Consider the following 15,901-nt stretch of genomic DNA (forward strand, 5'->3'; position numbering starts at 1 on the left):
GAGAACGCGATGAGCACGACGCCCGACACCGCCTCGCCCGACACCGCCCGCGTGGCCGAAGTCACCCGCCACACGAGCGAGACGCGCATTCGCGTGCGCGTCGACCTGGACGGCACGGGGCAAGCCCGGCTGGCCACCGGCATCGGCTTTTTCGACCACATGCTCGACCAGATCGCCCGGCACGGCCTCATCGACCTGGACATCGAGGCCGAAGGCGACCTGCACATCGACGGGCACCACACCGTCGAGGACGTGGGCATCACGCTCGGCCAGGCCGTGGCCAAGGCCGTCGGTGACAAGAAGGGCATCCGGCGCTACGGTCATGCGTATGTGCCGCTCGACGAGGCGCTCTCGCGCGTGGTGATCGACTTCTCCGGCCGCCCGGGCCTGACGATGCACGTGCCCTTCAAGGCCGGCATGATCGGCGCCTTCGACACGCAGCTCGCACACGAGTTCTTCCAGGGCTTCGCCAACCACGCGCTCGTGACGCTGCACATCGACAACCTGCGTGGCGAGAACGCACACCACCAGTGCGAGACGGTGTTCAAGGCCTTCGCCCGGGCGCTGCGCATGGCGCTGGAGCGCGACGAGCGCATGGCCGGCGTCGTGCCCTCCACGAAAGGTGCGCTATGAGCCGCACGGGCCTCGTCGCCGTGGTCGACTACGGCATGGGCAATCTGCGCTCGGTCTCGCAGGCCGTGCTGCATGTCGCGCGCGACGTGCCCGGCGTCGAGGTGGTCGTGACCGCCGACCCAGACGTCGTGCAGGCCGCCGAGCGCGTCGTGCTGCCGGGGCAGGGGGCGATGCCCGACTGCATGCGCGAGCTGCGCGAGTCCGGCCTGCAAGAGGCCGTGCTCGAAGCGGCTGCGCACAAGCCGCTGATGGGCGTGTGCGTTGGCATGCAAATGTTGCTCGACCGCAGCGAGGAAGGGCCCACCGAAGGGCTCGGCCTCATCCCCGGGGAGGTGCGGCGTTTCCGTCTGGAGGGGCTTCGTCAGCCTGACGGCAGCCGCTACAAAGTCCCCCAGATGGGGTGGAACCGCGTGTTCCAGACCTCGGCTCACCCGGTGTGGTCGGGCGTGCCGGACGGCGCGTACTTCTATTTCGTGCACAGCTACCATGCCCGGGTGCGCGACGCGGCCCACAGCACCGGGGAAACCGAGTACGGGGTGCGCTTTACCTCGGCAGTGGCGCGGGATAACATTTTCGCGACCCAGTTCCACCCGGAGAAGAGCGCCGACCACGGTCTCGCCCTGTATCGCAACTTCCTGCTCTGGAAGCCCTGATCCCTCACGCTCGAACCCCCGACGCTTCGAACGTTTCTCCGCGGCCCGCCTTCCTTTTCTTCCACCACCCTCGCTTCGGCTATGTTGCTGATTCCCGCCATCGACCTGAAAGACGGCCAGTGTGTGCGCCTCAAGCAGGGCGATATGAACGACTCCACCACCTTCGGAGAGGACCCGGCAGCCATGGCCCGACGCTGGGTGGATGCCGGCGCCGAGCGCCTGCATCTCGTGGACTTGAACGGCGCCTTCGCCGGCAAGCCGGTCAACGAAGCGGCCATCAAGAGCATCCTCGCCGAGGTCGGTGACGAGATCCCCGTGCAACTGGGGGGCGGCATCCGCGACCTCGACACGATCGAGCGCTACCTCGACGACGGCTTGAGCTACGTCATCATCGGGACCGCGGCGGTCAAGAACCCGGGCTTCCTGAAGGATGCGTGTACGGCCTTCGGCGGGCACATCATCGTCGGCCTGGACGCCAAGGACGGCAAGGTCGCCACCGACGGCTGGTCCAAGCTCTCCGGCCACGAGGTCATCGACCTGGCCAAGAAGTTCGAGGACTACGGCGTCGAAGCCGTCATCTACACCGACATCGGCCGCGACGGCATGCTGACGGGCATCAACATCGAGGCTACCGTCAAACTGGCGCAAGCGCTCACCATCCCCGTCATCGCCTCCGGCGGCCTGTCGGGCATGCGCGACATCGAGGCGCTGGTCGAGGTCGAGGACGAAGGCATCGAAGGCGTGATCTGCGGCCGTGCGATCTACACCGGCGCGCTCGACTTCGCCGAGGCCTTGAAGCGCGTCGAGCAGCTGAGCGAGCGCGTCTGAGGACGCCTGCACGCCCCGCCCCTCAGCCTCTCCACCTCTTTCATGCGGCGCCGCGGTGGGGCGCCCACCACCTCCTTGCCCACATGCTCGCCAAACGCATCATCCCCTGCCTGGACGTCACCGGCGGCCGCGTCGTCAAGGGCGTCAACTTCGTCGAGCTGCGCGATGCCGGCGATCCGGTCGAGATTGCGGCGCGCTACAACGACCAGGGCGCCGATGAGTTGACCTTCCTCGACATCACCGCCACCAGCGACGGACGCGACCTCATCCTGCCCATCATCGAGGCGGTGGCCAGCCAGGTCTTCATCCCGCTCACCGTGGGCGGCGGCGTGCGCACCGTCGAGGACGTACGCCGGCTGCTCAACGCCGGGGCCGACAAGGTCAGCTTCAACTCGGCGGCGGTGGCCAACCCGCAGGTCATCCGCGAGGCCTCGGCCAAGTATGGGGCTCAGTGCATCGTGGTGGCGATCGACGCCAAGGCGCGCGCCGACGGCAGCGGGTGGGACGTCTACACCCATGGCGGGCGCCGCAACACCGGCCTGGACGCCGTGGCCTGGGCGCGCCAGATGGCCGAGTACGGCGCTGGCGAGATCCTGCTCACCAGCATGGACCGCGACGGCACCAAGAGCGGCTTCGACCTGGCGCTCACCCGCGCCGTCAGCGACGCCGTGCCCGTGCCGGTCATCGCTTCGGGCGGCGTGGGCACCCTGGAGCATCTGGTGGAGGGCCTCGTGCAAGGTGGCGCCGATGCGGTGCTGGCCGCCAGCATCTTCCACTACGGCGAATACACCGTCGGCCAGGCCAAGGCGCTGATGGCCGAGCGGGGGATTCCCGTGCGCCTGTGACGCCACGGGGCGCCGCCGTCCCGCCCTTCGCCCGGGCGCCGGCGCGGGCTGCCGTTGCGGCTGTCCCGTTTCCTTCACGCCGCATTGCTACACTGCCCGGATGGACTGGCTGGATCAGGTCAAATGGGACGCCGAGGGGCTCGTGCCCGTCATCGCGCAGGAAGCCGCGACGGGCGACGTGCTGATGTTCGCCTACATGAACCGCGAGGCGCTCGCGCTCACCGCCGAGCGCCGCGAGGCGGTGTACTGGAGCCGCTCGCGGCAGCGCCTGTGGCATAAGGGCGAGGAATCGGGCCACGTGCAGAAGGTGCGCGAGATCCGGCTCGACTGCGACGGCGACGTGATCCTGCTGAAGGTCGACCAGCTCGGCCACGAGCCGGGCATTGCCTGCCACACCGGGCGGCATTCCTGCTTCTTCCAGCGGCTGGAGGCGGGTGCCTGGCAGGCGGTGGACCCGGTCTTGAAAGATCCGGAACGCATCTACAAATAGCGCCATGGACGGCAACGACACCCTGGCCCGGCTTGCCCAGGTCATCGAATCCCGCAAAGCCGGCGACCCGGAGAAGTCCTACGTCGCCCGTCTGTTCCACAAGGGTACCGACGCGATCCTCAAGAAGGTGGGCGAGGAGGCGACCGAGACGGTCATGGCCGCCAAGGACGGCGACCGGCAGAAGATCGTCTACGAAGTCGCCGACCTTTGGTTCCACTCGATGATCGCGCTGGCGCACTTCGGGCTGCGGCCCGCCGACGTGCTGGCCGAACTCGCGCGCCGCGAGGGCCTGTCGGGACTGGAGGAGTTCGCGCTGCGCAAGGCGCGCGAGCGCGAGGCCGAGCGACGCGGGGGGCACCCTCGGGAGGACGAGCCGCGATGACGATGGATGTCGAGTTGAGCGAGCAGGAGCGTACCCTCAAGACGATCGGGACCGTCAGCTACTTGCTGCACACCATCGTGGCCGTCTCGGCGGTGGTGCCGGGGGTGCAGGCCAGCGTGCTGCTGCTGATCGCCGCCTTCATCCTGGACCTCGTCAAGAAGGACGACGCCGCCGGAACGTGGCAGGCCTCGCACTTCGCCTGGCGCATCCGCTCGGTGTTGTGGGCCGGCGGCCTGTACCTGCTGACTGCGCCGTTGTGGCTGCTGTTCGTCGTGCCCGGCATGATCGCCTGGGCGATCATCTCGATCTGGTTCCTCTACCGCGTCGTGCGGGGATGGATCAACCTCAACGCCAACAAGGCCATCGAGCCTGCCCGCCCATGAGCCACGCTGACCCGAACTGCATCTTCTGCAAGATCGCCGAAGGCCAAATTCCGTCACGCAAGGTCTACGAAGACGAGGAACTGCTCGGCTTCCATGACATCCGACCCCATGCGCCGGTGCACTTCCTCCTGATTCCCAAGGTGCACGTGCCCTCGCTGCAGGAGGTGGGCCCCGAGCACGAGGCGCTGCTGGGCCGCATGTTGGCACTGGCGCCCCGGCTGGCGCGCGAGAACGGCGCCGACAACGGCTTCCGGGTGGTGGTCAACACCGGCCCCGACGGCGGGCAGGAGGTCTATCACCTCCATGTCCATGTCATGGGCGGGCCGCGCCCCTGGCGCGTGGGGTGAAGGCGCCGGCCCGCGCGGGTGCCCCTGGCGGCGTGAAGGGGGCGCGGGCAGAAGCGGCACCGAGGCGTGCGCACACGTAAAATTTGCGATTGGCTTAGGAGTTCACCATGGGTTCTTTCAGTGTCTGGCACTGGTTGATCGTGTTGCTGATCGTCGTTCTGGTGTTCGGCACGAAGAAGCTCAAGAACATCGGCAGCGACCTGGGCGCGGCCGTCAAGGGCTTCAAGGACGGCGTGCGGGACGGCTCCAGCGCGGAGGCGGCGCCGCCGTCCCAGCAGGTGACCGCCGAGCGCAGCGCCGACAAGCAGGCGACGATCGACGTCGACGCCAAGACCAAGTCCTGATTTTTCGGCGCCGGCCCGCCCCCAAAGCGGGCCCCGCGCCCGGCGACGGCCTCGGCCGGCCGGGCTGAACGGCATCCATGATCGATTTCGGCTTCGACAAGCTCGCCCTCATCGGTACCGTCGCGCTCATCGTGATCGGCCCCGAGAAACTGCCGCGCGTCGCCCGCACGGTGGGGCATCTGCTCGGCCGCGCCCAACGCTACGTCGCCGAAGTCAAGGCCGAGGTCAACCGCTCCATCGAGCTCGAAGAGCTCAAGAAGATGAAGACCCACGTCGAAGACGCGGCGCGCAACTTCGAGCAGACCGTGTCGCAGGAGGTGGGTCAGGTCTCGCAGGACTTCGAGAAGTCCTGGTCCGAACTGCAAGGCGTCTCGACCCCCGCTGAGGCGGCCGGCGGCAGCTGGCACACGCCGGTGGCCGAGTACAAGCCCGTCAAGAAGAACTGGCGCGCCAAACGGGCCGCCGTTCCCCAGTGGTACAAGCAGCGCCATGGCGTGCGCACGCGCGTGCAGTCCGGTGCCGCCCGGGTGGCGCGCTTTCGCCCGCCACGCGCGTCCTCGAAAGCCGGCTCGTGAGCGCTCCTTCCCCCAACGACCGTCCGGACGAACTGGACGGCACCGAGCAACCGTTCGTCTCGCACCTCATCGAGCTGCGCGACCGGCTGGTCCGAGCTCTGATCGCGGTGGGCATCGCCTTCGCCGCGCTGTTCGTCTGGCCCGGTCCGTCCGGCTTGTACGACCTGCTCGCGGCGCCGCTGGTGGCCCATCTGCCGCAGGGCACCACGCTGATCGCCACCAGCGTGATCTCGCCGTTCCTCGTGCCGCTCAAGATCACGTTGATGGCGGCCTTCCTGCTTGCATTGCCGGTGGTGCTGTACCAGGCCTGGGCGTTCGTCGCGCCGGGGCTCTACACGCACGAGAAGAAGCTGGTCCTGCCGCTCGTCATCTCCAGCACCATCCTGTTCCTGGTGGGTGTGGCGTTCTGCTACTTCTTCGTCTTCGGGCAGGTCTTCAAGTTCATCCAGAGCTTCGCGCCCAAGAGCATCACGGCCGCGCCGGACATCGAGGCCTACCTCAGCTTCGTGCTGACGATGTTCATCGCCTTCGGGCTCGCCTTCGAGGTGCCCATCGTCATCGTCGTGCTCGCGCGCATGGGAGTGGTGCCGCTCGAGAAGCTGCGCGCCTTCCGCAGCTACTTCATCGTGCTGGCGTTCATCATCGCCGCCATCGTCACGCCCCCTGACGTGATCTCGCAGCTGGCGCTGGCCATTCCGATGTGCCTGCTGTACGAGGTGGGCCTGTGGGCGGCGGCGCTTTTCATCAAGCACACCCGCGCGCCGGAGGCCGAGGAAGACGCGGCGCGCTGAACGCGCGCCGGGGTCCGCCCACCCCGAAAGGCGCGGGCCTGCGGTCCTGCGCGGACCGCGGGCTCTGCGTGTCAGCGTCCGCGGCGCGCCATCGTCGGGCGCTCCGCCACGCGCACCTGCAACTCGAGCTTCTCCTTGCCACGCTGCACGACGATGGGCGCCGTGGAGTCCGGCTTGAGCGCGGCCACCGCGTTGAGCAGTTGCGCCGTGTTGGTTACCTCCTTGCCCGCGACCGAGACGACGATATCGCCCGGACGCACGCCCGCCCGGTGGGCCGGGCCGCCTTGCAGCACGCCGGTGATGAGCACGCCTTCCTTGACCGGGAGGTTGAAGGTCTCGGCCATCTCGGGCGTCAGATCCTGCGGCTCCACGCCGATCCAGCCGCGCGTCACGTGGCCGTCTTTGATCAGCGCTTCCATCACCTGCCGGGCCGTTGTGGCGGGAATGGCGAAGCCGATCCCCATGCTGCCGCCGGTGCGCGAGTAGATGGCGGTGTTGATGCCCATGAGGTTGCCGGCGGCATCGACGAGCGCTCCTCCCGAATTGCCGGGGTTGATCGCCGCATCCGTCTGAATGAAGTTCTCGAACGTGTTGATGCCCAACCGGTTGCGCCCCAGCGCACTCACGATCCCGGAGGTCACCGTCTGGCCGACGCCGAAGGGATTGCCGATCGCGAGCACCACGTCGCCGACCTGCAGGGAGTCCGAGTCGCCGAAGGTGATGGCGGGCAGCTTGTCCAGCTCGATCTTGAGCACGGCGAGGTCCGACTCCGGGTCGGTGCCGACCACCGTGCCGCTCGTCTTGCGGCCGTCGCTCAGCATCACCTCGATGTCGTCCGCCCCCTCGATGACATGGTTGTTGGTGAGCACATACCCTTGGGGTGACACGATCACGCCCGAACCCAGTCCCATCTGCGGCTGCGAGGGCTGGTCGCCGAAGAAGAAGCGAAACCAGGGGTCGTCCAGATGAGGGTTGCGCTCGGGCGCCTTGCTGGTGGCGATGTTGACGACCGCCGGCGCCGCCCGTTTGGCCGCGGCTGCGTAACTGCTGGGCGCCGCCACGGCCGGCACCGGGGGCGCTTCGTTGATCGAGATGGTCGGCACCACGCTGCCGGGGCTGCGGTGCAGCCACTCCGGCTTGAGGGTGGCGACGACGAACAACGCCGCCACAGCCACTGTCACGGCTTGCGAGAAAATGAGCCAGGTCTTGCGCATGGGAGTTGGGGTCGATGGTCCACCGGGATGAACTGGAGGCGTACCTGAACGGGCTGCTGGAGGCGGACCGTTTCAGGGATTATGGGCCGAACGGCCTGCAAGTGGAGGGCCGGCCCGAGGTGCGCAAGCTGGTCAGCGGGGTGACCGCCAGCCGCGCGCTCATCGACGCGGCGGCCGAGGCCGGGGCCGATGCGATCCTGGTGCATCACGGCCTCTTCTGGCGCGGTCAGGACGGCCGCGTCGTGGGCTGGATGAAGCAGCGCCTGCAGCGGCTGCTGGCCGCCAACATGAACCTCTACGCCTTCCATCTGCCGCTGGACGCACACCCGCAGTGGGGCAACAACGCCCAGTTCGGCCGCGTGCTCGGCCTCGAGATCGAGCGTCGGTTCGGCGAGCAGGAGCTGGGAGCCTTGGGCACGCTGCGCGAGCCCGCGGGCCTGGGTGCCTTCGCGCAGGCCGTGGGCGCCGCGCTCGGGCGCGCGCCGCTGGTGGTGGAGGGCGACGGCCGCCCGGTGCGTCGCGTCGCGTGGTGTACCGGCGGGGCGCAGGGCTACTTCGAGGCGGCGATTGCCGCGGGTGCCGACGTCTTTCTCACCGGCGAGATTTCAGAGCCGCAGACCCACTACGCGCGGGAAACGGGCGTCGCGTTCCTGGCGTGCGGGCATCACGCCACCGAGCGCTACGGCGCCCCGGCCCTCGCGGCCCACGTCGCCGAGCGCTTCGGGCTCGTGCACGAGTTCATCGACATCGACAATCCGGCATGAGCGAGACGCTGCCGCAAACCCCCGGGGCGGGCGACCGCCGCGCCGCGCCGCTCGCCGTGACGATGGGCGATGCCTGCGGCATCGGGCCGGAGATCATCGCGATGGCGCACCGGGCCGGCGAGCTTCGCGACTGCGTGGTCTACGGCGATGCGCAACTGCTGCGTCGGGTCTGCGCGCGGCTCGGCCACCGGGTGCCTGTGGCGGTGCTGGAGTCGATCCAGGAGTGGCGCGAGGTGCCGCCCGGGTGTCTGCCCGTCTGGCCTGCCGTCCGGCTGCCGGAGGACCTGCCACTGGGACAGGTCGACGCGCGTGCCGGTGCGGCGGCCCACGAGTGCATCCGGCAGGCGGTGGCCGACGCGCTCAACAGCCGTGTGGCCGGCCTCGTTACCGCCCCGATCCACAAGGAAGCCCTCGCCGCGGCCGGTGTTCCCTTTCCCGGCCACACCGAGATGCTGCAGGCGTATGCCAACGGCGAGGGCGGTTCTCCGGTGCGCATGATGCTCGCCAACGACCAGCTCAAGACGGTGCTGGTCAGCATCCACGTCTCGCTGCGTGACGCGATCGAGGCCGTCACCGTCGAAGGCGTGCTCGAGACGCTGCGCATCGCCCATCGCAGTGCCGCCCTGTGGGGGCAGCCGTGCCCGCGCATCGCGGTCGCGGGGCTCAACCCGCACGCGGGCGAGGGCGGGCTCTTCGGCGACGAGGAGCTGCGCATCATCGCCCCCGCGATCGAGGCCGCTCGACTCGAGGGCATCGACGCGCGCGGCCCTTTTGCGCCGGACACCGTCTTCATGCGGGCCCGCCACGCGCCGCCCGAGCATCCCGGCGAGTTCGACCTGGTGATCGCGATGTACCACGACCAAGGGCTGATCCCGGTGAAGTACCTCGGCGTCGAACAAGGCGTCAACGTGACGCTGGGCCTGCCCTTCGTGCGCACGAGCCCCGACCACGGCACCGCGTTCGACCTGGCGGGCACGGGGCGCGCCAGCCCGGCTAGCCTCGTCGCTGCGCTGCGCATGGCGCGCTCGCTCGTGGCCGGGGCCCGGCGCGCCGCCGCGCCGGCTCGCTGATCCTTCCTTTCGCGCGCCCGCCGGCGACGGGGTGACGGCCCGGCTCCGGGCGGCCGAGCGCCGGGCCTCATGTCTTGGCCCCCGGGGCGTACGCCCCACCCCCCGAGGGGGTGACGGCCCGGCTCCGGGCGGCCGAGCGCCGGGCCTTATGTCTTGGCCCCCGGGGCGTACGCCCCACCCCCCCGGGGGAGGTGACGGCCCGGCTCCGGGCGGCCGAGCGCCGGGCCTTATGTCTTTGCCCCCGGGGCGTACGCCCCACCCCCCGGGGGGGTGACGGCCCGGCTCCGGGCGGCCGAGCGCCGGGCCTTATGTCTTTGCCCCCGGGGCGTACGCCCCACCCCCCGGGGGGGTGACGGCCCGGCTCCGGGCGGCCGAGCGCCGGGCCTCAGCTCTTGCTATGGGCCGTCAGTGCGGCCAGCTGGCGCCTCGCACGCGCGACGGCACGCTCGATCAGGTAGGCCTGCTCGAACGCGCGGAAGCGCCCGCTCTCGCACAGCTTGGCCAGCATGCGCCCGGTCATGGAGATGATCTTCTGGTGCTTGTGGCCCTGGCTGAAGATGAAGAAGGTCCGCCCGGGGCTCACCCAGTTGAGACGCACCTTCTTCCAGGCGCCGTCGACGAACATCTGGTAGGCCACTCCGGCCTGGACGTACTGTGCGAGCTGCGCGCCCTGCGTCGGGGTCTCCGGTCGCAGCTCGGCGCCCAGGCCGTCGAGATTGATGTCGACGTCGCCGCCGGCCGCCCCATCGTCCAGGTGGGCCAGGTCGATGTCCACCTGGCCGTCCCAATCGACGGCGGCCTCCTGCACCAGCCCGACCTGCGCCGCCTCCTCGTCCGAAAAGCCCGTGGGCTCGCCCTGGAGCACCGGCGCCGCGTCAGGCGGCGGCGTGTCCTCGGCCTTGGGCAGCTCCAGCCGGTCCAGGGCCTGCAGGTGGCTCTCCAGCTGGTGGCGCTGGGAGTCGCTGAGCGGCTGCCCCTTGAGCGACTGCGCATGACAGGGCAGCAGCTCGGAGAAGAACGCCTTCTTCTTGTCCTCCGGCCAGCGGATCAGCGCGAGGCCCTCGTGGAGGGTCTTCATCAGCTGCGGCAGCGTCAGGATGAACTGCTTGCGCTCGGCCGGGGAGTGCTTGGGCTGCACGCTGAGGATCAGCTCGCGCGCGGCCTGCTTCATGCGCTGTGTGATCTCGGCATCGGGGCCGTGGCGCATCGCCGCCTCGACCTGAACCTGGGACCAGGTCTGCTGCAAGAACTCGCGCACGAAGTCCTGCACGCCGAGCGGCAGCAGCACCGCCTGCACCTGCTCGGCATAGCGGGCCTGCAGTCGCAGCTGGCTTTCCTTCTGGGCCAGCAACTCGACCGCCTCGGCATGCGCGCGGGCCTCGTCCTGGGCCTGCTCCTGCACGAAGCCCTCCAGCGCCCGCAGCTTGGACTCGTACAGATCCATCTGGTCGAAGTCGCCTTCGACGATCTGCTGCACGAGCTCGCGCACGAGCGACAGGAAGCGCATGCCCGGGCCGTCGTCGAAGTCCTCGAAGGCGCAGGCGATCGACGCCATGCGGTTGACGAACTTGCGCACCGGGTGGCTGCGCGACGAGAAGAAGCGCACGTCCTTGAGCGCCACGCGCAACACGGGCAGTTGCAGGCGCGCGATCTGGCGCGCCATCTGCGGCGGCACCTTCGGGTCGGACAGGATCTGGTCGAACAGCGAGGCGACGATGTCGATCACCATGTGATCGAGGGGCGCGCTCGCCGCACGCACCAGCTCTTCGCGGTGGGCGCGGATCAGGTTGACGGCCATCAGCCCCCCCAACCCGCTCGAAAGGGCCTCGCCGCTCGGCGGGACACCCCCGCCCACTCCGCCCGTCGCCATGCCGGGTGTCCACCCGCTCGCGGCGGCCGGGTCGAGCGCGCCGGGCGTGCTGGCGAGGAATGCGAGCCGGCGGATGAGCTCGGCCATCTGGGCGTCGCTCACGCGCCCTGCCGCGCCGCTGCCGGTGGGGCCCGGCGCAGCGGCCCCGAAGCCCGAGCGGTGGGAGCCCTCACCCGAGGCCGCGAAGCCGCTTCCCCCGGACGGCCCGAACAGGCCCCCGGCCGAGGTGGCGAAACTCGACGGTGGCGGCACGCCGAACAGGGCGCTCAGCGTCTGGGCCGTCCGGTGCAGGTCTGGCGGGGTGGTGCGCGGGGCCGCCGAGGCGGGCGCGGTCACGCCGCCCGTGCCCGTGATGCCGGAGCGCACGGCCAGCCCCACGGGCTGCACCCCGCGCGCGCTCAGGTCGGCGACGATCGCGCCATAGCACTGCCGCATGGACTTCGCCAGGCCGTGGGACAACTCGCGGGCCAATGTCTTGCGCACCCCGACATCGGTCGTGACGCTCTCGATCGCACGAAAGAGCGCCTTGCCGACGATCTCCGGGCGGATGGGGTTGCGCTCCGGGTCCGGTCGTCCCAGCCCCAGCAGCGAGCCCATGTAGGCGTCGAGCTCTCGCAGTTCCCATTCGCATTCGTGCTCGATCGCGAGGCCCAGGCGGTGCGCGGTGACCTGTTCTTCGACCTCCTGGTCGCCGACGAGGCCGAGCGCCGTCCAGTCGGTGGCGGCCATCGGGCGGGTGCTGCGCGGGTGCAGTTGCTGAGCCACCTTCTCGTTCAACACGCTGGTGAACGTCATGTTGAAGGCAGACAGCTTGTGCTGGAAGTCGTACTGCGCCGCCATGTAGGCTTGGCGGTCGGCGTTGCTCTTCGCCGACAGCGCGAGCATGCCCAGCACGTCCACGGTGCGGCTCGCCGTGTCGGCGACCGTGGACAGGATTCTCTGCACCGCCGATTGCATGGCGGCGTGAAGACGCGGGTCGGGTACGCTCATTGCAGCCGGGACGCAACGAAGCGCAGTATGGCGCGAAACCTTCCCTCTGCGGCGCCCCCGGGCCGACGGCCGGTGCGCAATTCGCCACCTTTCGGCGCTGCCCGGCCGGCCTGTTAACAGACCGTTACTTCTTCAGGGCGTCGCGGATCTCGCGCAACAGCACCACTTCCTCGGGCGGCGCCGGTGGAGCGGCGGGCGCGGACGGGGTCTCGCGGCGCAGCCGGTTGATCTGCTTGACCATCACGAAGATCACCAGGGCCAGCAGCACGAAGTTGAGCGCCACCGTGATGAAGCTGCCGTAGGCGAAGACCGCGCCGCCTTTCCTGGCCTCGGCCAGCGTGCTGGCGGTCTGCCCCGCCAGCGGGATGAAGTAATTGGAGAAATCCAGCCCGCCGAAGAGCTTGCTCACCACCGGCATGACCAGGTCGTTGACCAGCGAGTCCACGATCTTGCCGAAGGCGCCGCCGATGATGACGCCCACGGCCAGGTCCACGACGTTGCCCTTGACCGCGAACTCCCTGAACTCGCGCATGAATCCCATGGCCGACCCCTTCTCGTCGAGTGCCGAATGTGCCGTCGCGCCGGCCTTGCTCGGCGCGTGCGAGCAGTATGGGGGAGGGCGGGCGCGCCGGCCAGTGGGAGCGCGCATGCACGCGGCCGCTGCGACCCGGCGGCGCTCCGGACGCCTCGAACGGCGCCGCCGCGGGCTCTGGCGGGCTGGTTTCGGGGGTGGGCGGTCGGATAGAATCTCGGGTTGCCCCTAACTAGAGAAGTGCTTCCTGAGGATCCCCCCATGAGTGACCAGCAAGTGGACAAAGGCCGCCGCACTTGGGTAGCCATTGCCTGTGGAGCCGGTGCCGTCGGTGGCGTGGCCACAGCGGTTCCTTTCGTTTCCACGTTCCAGCCGTCGGAGAAGGCCCGCGCGGCCGGCGCGCCGGTCGAGGTGGACATCAGCGGCCTCAAGCCGGGCGAGATGATGACGGTGGAGTGGCGCGGCAAGCCGGTGTGGATCGTGCGCCGCACGCCCGAGCAGCTGGCCTCGCTCGAGAAGACGGAGCCCCAGGTCGCCGACCCCAAGTCCGAGCGCAAGCCCGCCGAACTGACGCCCGAGTACGCCCGCAACCAGTGGCGCGCCCGTGAGGACCACAAAGAGATCCTGGTCGCCGTGGGCATCTGCTCGCACCTGGGGTGCTCGCCGACGGCGCGCTTCGCCGCCGGCCCCCAGCCCTCGCTGCCCGAGGACTGGGTGGGCGGTTTCCTGTGTCCCTGCCACGGCTCGACCTTCGACATGGCGGGTCGCGTCTTCAAGAACAAGCCTGCGCCGGACAACCTGGAGGTGCCGCCGCATGTGTACCTCTCCGACACCAAGTTGCTGATCGGCGAGGACAAGAAGGCCTGATGCCCCCGGGCGGAGGGCACGGCTGCGCGTCGAGACGGCGGCGCGGCGCGCCCTACGCGGCTGACGAGAAGGCTAACGAAGTATCGAGGTGACCCCCATGGCTCAATTCAAAGAAGCTCCGCCGAACGCGACGCGCGGGCAGAAGCTCCTGAACTGGATCGACAACCGGTTCCCGCTGACCCAGCTCTACAACGAGCACATGGCGCAGTACTACGCGCCGAAGAATTTCAACTTCTGGTACATCTTCGGCTCGCTGGCGCTCGTCGTGCTGGTGATCCAGATCGTCACCGGCATCTTCCTCGTGATGCACTACAAGCCGGACGCGAACCTGGCGTTCGCCTCGGTCGAGTACATCATGCGCGACGTGCCGTGGGGGTGGCTGATCCGCTACATGCACTCCACCGGCGCGTCGGCGTTCTTCGTGGTCGTCTACCTGCACATGTTCCGCGGCCTCTTGTACGGCTCGTACCGCAAGCCGCGTGAGCTGGTGTGGATCTTCGGGTGCCTGATCTTCCTGATGCTGATGGCCGAGGCCTTCTTCGGCTACCTGCTGCCCTGGGGCCAGATGTCCTATTGGGGTGCCCAGGTGATCGTGAACCTCTTCTCCGCGATCCCCTTCATCGGCCCGGACCTCGCCCTCCTGATCCGTGGTGACTACGTCGTCTCCGATGCGACGCTCAACCGCTTCTTCAGCTTCCACGTGATCGCGATCCCGCTGGTCCTGCTCGGCCTGGTCGTGGCGCACATCATCGCGCTGCACGAGGTGGGCTCGAACAACCCCGACGGTGTCGAGATCAAGGAGAAGCTCGACGCCGCGGGCCGCCCGCTGGACGGCATTCCGTTCCACCCGTACTACACGGTGCACGACATCTTCGGCCTGTCCATCTTCCTGATGGTCTTCAGCGCCATCGTCTTCTTCGCGCCGGAGTTCGGGGGCTACTTCCTCGAGTTCAACAACTTCATCCCTGCCGACCCGCTGAAGACGCCGCCGCACATCGCACCGGTGTGGTACTTCACGCCGTTCTACTCGATGCTGCGCGCCACGACCGACCTGATGGTCAACGTGCTGTGCGTCATCATCGCCCTCGGCGCCGTTCTCGGTGTGATCAAGGGTGCGTTCTCGGCCAAGGGCAAGGTCGGCCTGCTGGTCGGCGCGGCCGTCGCGATCGCCCTGCTCAAGACCTTCGATGCCAAGTTCTGGGGCGTCGTGGTGATGGGCGGTGCGGTCATCATCCTGTTCTTCCTGCCCTGGCTGGACCACAGCCCGGTCAAGTCGATCCGTTACCGTCCGAGCTGGCACAAGTACGTCTATGGCGTGTTCGTGCTGTTCTTCCTGGTGCTGGGCTACCTCGGCATCCAGCCGCCGTCGCCCACCGGCGAACTCATCTCCCAAATCGGCACGCTGTTCTACTTCGGCTTCTTCCTGCTGATGCCCTGGTGGAGCCGCATGGGCGAGTTCAAGCCGGTCCCCGAGCGCGTGACCTACGTCGCCCACTGATGCCGCTGGAGCCCACACGATGAAAAAACTGATCTACAGCCTGCTGGCTTCCCTGATGCTGCTGGCCGGCGCGCCGGCCGCGCGCGCCGCCGAGGGCGGCATTGCCTGGGACAAGTTCCCGGTGAGCCGGGTCACCGACATCGCCGCCCTCCAGAACGGGGCCAAGCTGTTCGTCAACTACTGCCTGAACTGCCACTCGGCCGCCTTCATGCGCTACAACCGTCTGCGCGACATCGGGCTGACCGAGCAGCAGATCAAGGACAACCTCATGTTCGCCACCGACAAGGTCGGCGAGACGATGAAAGTGTCCCTCGATCCGAAGCAGGCCAAGGAATGGTTCGGCGCCACCCCGCCCGACCTCACCGTGATCGCGCGCTCGCGTGCCTCGCATGCCGGGACGGGCGCCGACTACCTCTACACCTACCTGCGCACCTACTACCGTGACGACACCAAGGCGACCGGCTGGAACAACCTCGCCTTCCCGAACGTCGGGATGCCGCACGTGCTGTGGGAGCTGCAGGGCCAGCGCGCGGCCAAGTTCATCGAGGAGAAGGACCCGCACGACCCGAGCAAGACGCAGCACGTCTTCGCGGGCTTCGAGCAACTGACGCCGGGCAAGATGTCGGCGCAGGAGTACGACAACGCCGTGGCGGACCTGGTCGCCTTCCTGCAGTGGATGGGCGAGCCGGTCCAGAAGCAGCGCGTGCGCCTGGGGGTGTGGGTGCTGATCTTCCTGGGTCTGTTCACCGTCATCGCGTGGCGCCTGAACGCCGCGTACTGGAAGGACGTGAAGTAACGACGGCGGCGGGGCCTCGAGGGCGCCGC

19 protein-coding genes are annotated in these 15,901 nt (G+C 68.8%); 16 read left to right on the plus strand and 3 right to left on the minus strand.

The annotated features are described in order from the left end of the window. Positions 1–9: 9 nt before the first annotated feature. The 11 genes from hisB (at position 10) to tatC (ending at position 6,271) form a co-directional block, all read left to right on the plus strand. On the plus strand, positions 10–633 hold the full coding sequence (gene hisB, locus OMP39_RS02105; protein WP_264893161.1) for an imidazoleglycerol-phosphate dehydratase HisB: 624 nt from the start codon (positions 10–12) through the stop codon (positions 631–633). Next, entirely contained in the window at positions 630–1,286 is a 657-nt protein-coding gene (hisH, locus tag OMP39_RS02110) for an imidazole glycerol phosphate synthase subunit HisH (RefSeq protein WP_264893162.1), read from the plus strand. The genes hisB and hisH overlap by 4 nt, the downstream gene beginning before the upstream one ends. A gap of 81 nt (positions 1,287–1,367) precedes the next feature. After that, positions 1,368–2,114 carry a 1-(5-phosphoribosyl)-5-[(5-phosphoribosylamino)methylideneamino]imidazole-4-carboxamide isomerase gene (gene hisA, locus OMP39_RS02115; protein ID WP_264893163.1) on the plus strand — a complete coding sequence of 249 codons (747 nt, stop codon included), beginning with the start codon at positions 1,368–1,370 and terminating at the stop codon, positions 2,112–2,114. Between the two features lie 83 nt (positions 2,115–2,197). Continuing rightward, a complete protein-coding gene (hisF, locus tag OMP39_RS02120; protein WP_264893164.1) occupies positions 2,198–2,959 on the plus strand; it encodes an imidazole glycerol phosphate synthase subunit HisF in 762 nt (253 codons plus the stop codon). 100 nt (positions 2,960–3,059) lie between these two features. Further along, positions 3,060–3,449, plus strand: a complete 390-nt coding sequence (gene hisI, locus OMP39_RS02125) for a phosphoribosyl-AMP cyclohydrolase (RefSeq protein ID WP_264893165.1) — start codon at positions 3,060–3,062, stop codon at positions 3,447–3,449. 4 nt (positions 3,450–3,453) lie between these two features. Continuing rightward, positions 3,454–3,831, plus strand: a complete 378-nt coding sequence (locus OMP39_RS02130; protein ID WP_264893166.1) for a phosphoribosyl-ATP diphosphatase — start codon at positions 3,454–3,456, stop codon at positions 3,829–3,831. Continuing rightward, positions 3,828–4,214, plus strand: coding sequence for a DUF4870 family protein (locus tag OMP39_RS02135; protein ID WP_264893167.1), 387 nt, complete (start codon positions 3,828–3,830; stop codon positions 4,212–4,214). Before OMP39_RS02130 ends, OMP39_RS02135 begins: the two co-directional genes overlap by 4 nt. Then, positions 4,211–4,561, plus strand: a complete 351-nt coding sequence (locus tag OMP39_RS02140; RefSeq protein WP_264893168.1) for a histidine triad nucleotide-binding protein — start codon at positions 4,211–4,213, stop codon at positions 4,559–4,561. Before OMP39_RS02135 ends, OMP39_RS02140 begins: the two co-directional genes overlap by 4 nt. 107 nt (positions 4,562–4,668) lie before the next feature. Next, entirely contained in the window at positions 4,669–4,905 is a 237-nt protein-coding gene (gene tatA, locus OMP39_RS02145) for a Sec-independent protein translocase subunit TatA (RefSeq protein WP_264893169.1), read from the plus strand. 77 nt (positions 4,906–4,982) lie between these two features. Continuing rightward, complete coding sequence (gene tatB / locus OMP39_RS02150) at positions 4,983–5,480, plus strand: Sec-independent protein translocase protein TatB (RefSeq protein ID WP_264893170.1); 498 nt, start codon at positions 4,983–4,985, stop codon at positions 5,478–5,480. Then, positions 5,477–6,271 (plus strand): twin-arginine translocase subunit TatC, encoded by a 795-nt coding sequence (gene tatC, locus OMP39_RS02155; protein WP_264893171.1) that lies wholly within the window; start codon positions 5,477–5,479, stop codon positions 6,269–6,271. The genes tatB and tatC overlap by 4 nt, the downstream gene beginning before the upstream one ends. A 71-nt stretch (positions 6,272–6,342) precedes the next feature. Here the strand turns inward: tatC and OMP39_RS02160 are convergent, their stop codons facing one another. Beyond that, positions 6,343–7,485 (minus strand): S1C family serine protease, encoded by a 1,143-nt coding sequence (locus OMP39_RS02160; protein WP_264893172.1) that lies wholly within the window; start codon positions 7,483–7,485, stop codon positions 6,343–6,345. A gap of 14 nt (positions 7,486–7,499) precedes the next feature. On the opposite strand from OMP39_RS02160, the gene OMP39_RS02165 reads away from it, so the two are divergent. Together OMP39_RS02165 and pdxA are read left to right on the plus strand one after the other, a co-directional pair. Continuing rightward, positions 7,500–8,249, plus strand: a complete 750-nt coding sequence (locus tag OMP39_RS02165) for a Nif3-like dinuclear metal center hexameric protein (RefSeq protein ID WP_264893173.1) — start codon at positions 7,500–7,502, stop codon at positions 8,247–8,249. Then, the gene (gene pdxA / locus OMP39_RS02170) at positions 8,246–9,319 is read left to right on the plus strand and encodes a 4-hydroxythreonine-4-phosphate dehydrogenase PdxA (RefSeq protein ID WP_264893174.1); all 1,074 of its coding nucleotides are present in this window, start codon (positions 8,246–8,248) and stop codon (positions 9,317–9,319) included. The genes OMP39_RS02165 and pdxA overlap by 4 nt, the downstream gene beginning before the upstream one ends. A gap of 385 nt (positions 9,320–9,704) precedes the next feature. Here the strand turns inward: pdxA and OMP39_RS02175 are convergent, their stop codons facing one another. Together OMP39_RS02175 and mscL are read right to left on the minus strand one after the other, a co-directional pair. Next, positions 9,705–12,179 carry a DUF1631 family protein gene (locus tag OMP39_RS02175; RefSeq protein WP_264893175.1) on the minus strand — a complete coding sequence of 825 codons (2,475 nt, stop codon included), beginning with the start codon at positions 12,177–12,179 and terminating at the stop codon, positions 9,705–9,707. A gap of 124 nt (positions 12,180–12,303) precedes the next feature. Continuing rightward, positions 12,304–12,720 (minus strand): large conductance mechanosensitive channel protein MscL, encoded by a 417-nt coding sequence (gene mscL / locus OMP39_RS02180; RefSeq protein ID WP_264893176.1) that lies wholly within the window; start codon positions 12,718–12,720, stop codon positions 12,304–12,306. A 252-nt stretch (positions 12,721–12,972) separates the two neighbouring features. On the opposite strand from mscL, the gene petA reads away from it, so the two are divergent. The 3 genes from petA (at position 12,973) to OMP39_RS02195 (ending at position 15,872) form a co-directional block, all read left to right on the plus strand. After that, complete coding sequence (petA, locus tag OMP39_RS02185; protein WP_264893177.1) at positions 12,973–13,578, plus strand: ubiquinol-cytochrome c reductase iron-sulfur subunit; 606 nt, start codon at positions 12,973–12,975, stop codon at positions 13,576–13,578. A gap of 97 nt (positions 13,579–13,675) precedes the next feature. After that, the gene (locus OMP39_RS02190) at positions 13,676–15,076 is read left to right on the plus strand and encodes a cytochrome b (protein WP_264893178.1); all 1,401 of its coding nucleotides are present in this window, start codon (positions 13,676–13,678) and stop codon (positions 15,074–15,076) included. Between the two features lie 19 nt (positions 15,077–15,095). Then, positions 15,096–15,872: a cytochrome c1 gene (locus tag OMP39_RS02195; protein ID WP_264893179.1), complete on the plus strand. Its 777-nt coding sequence runs from the start codon at positions 15,096–15,098 to the stop codon at positions 15,870–15,872. Positions 15,873–15,901: the final 29 nt, after the last annotated feature.

It is taken from the genome of Schlegelella aquatica, from assembly GCF_026013905.1.
Taxonomy (GTDB): Bacteria; Pseudomonadota; Gammaproteobacteria; order Burkholderiales; family Burkholderiaceae_C; genus Caldimonas; species Caldimonas aquatica.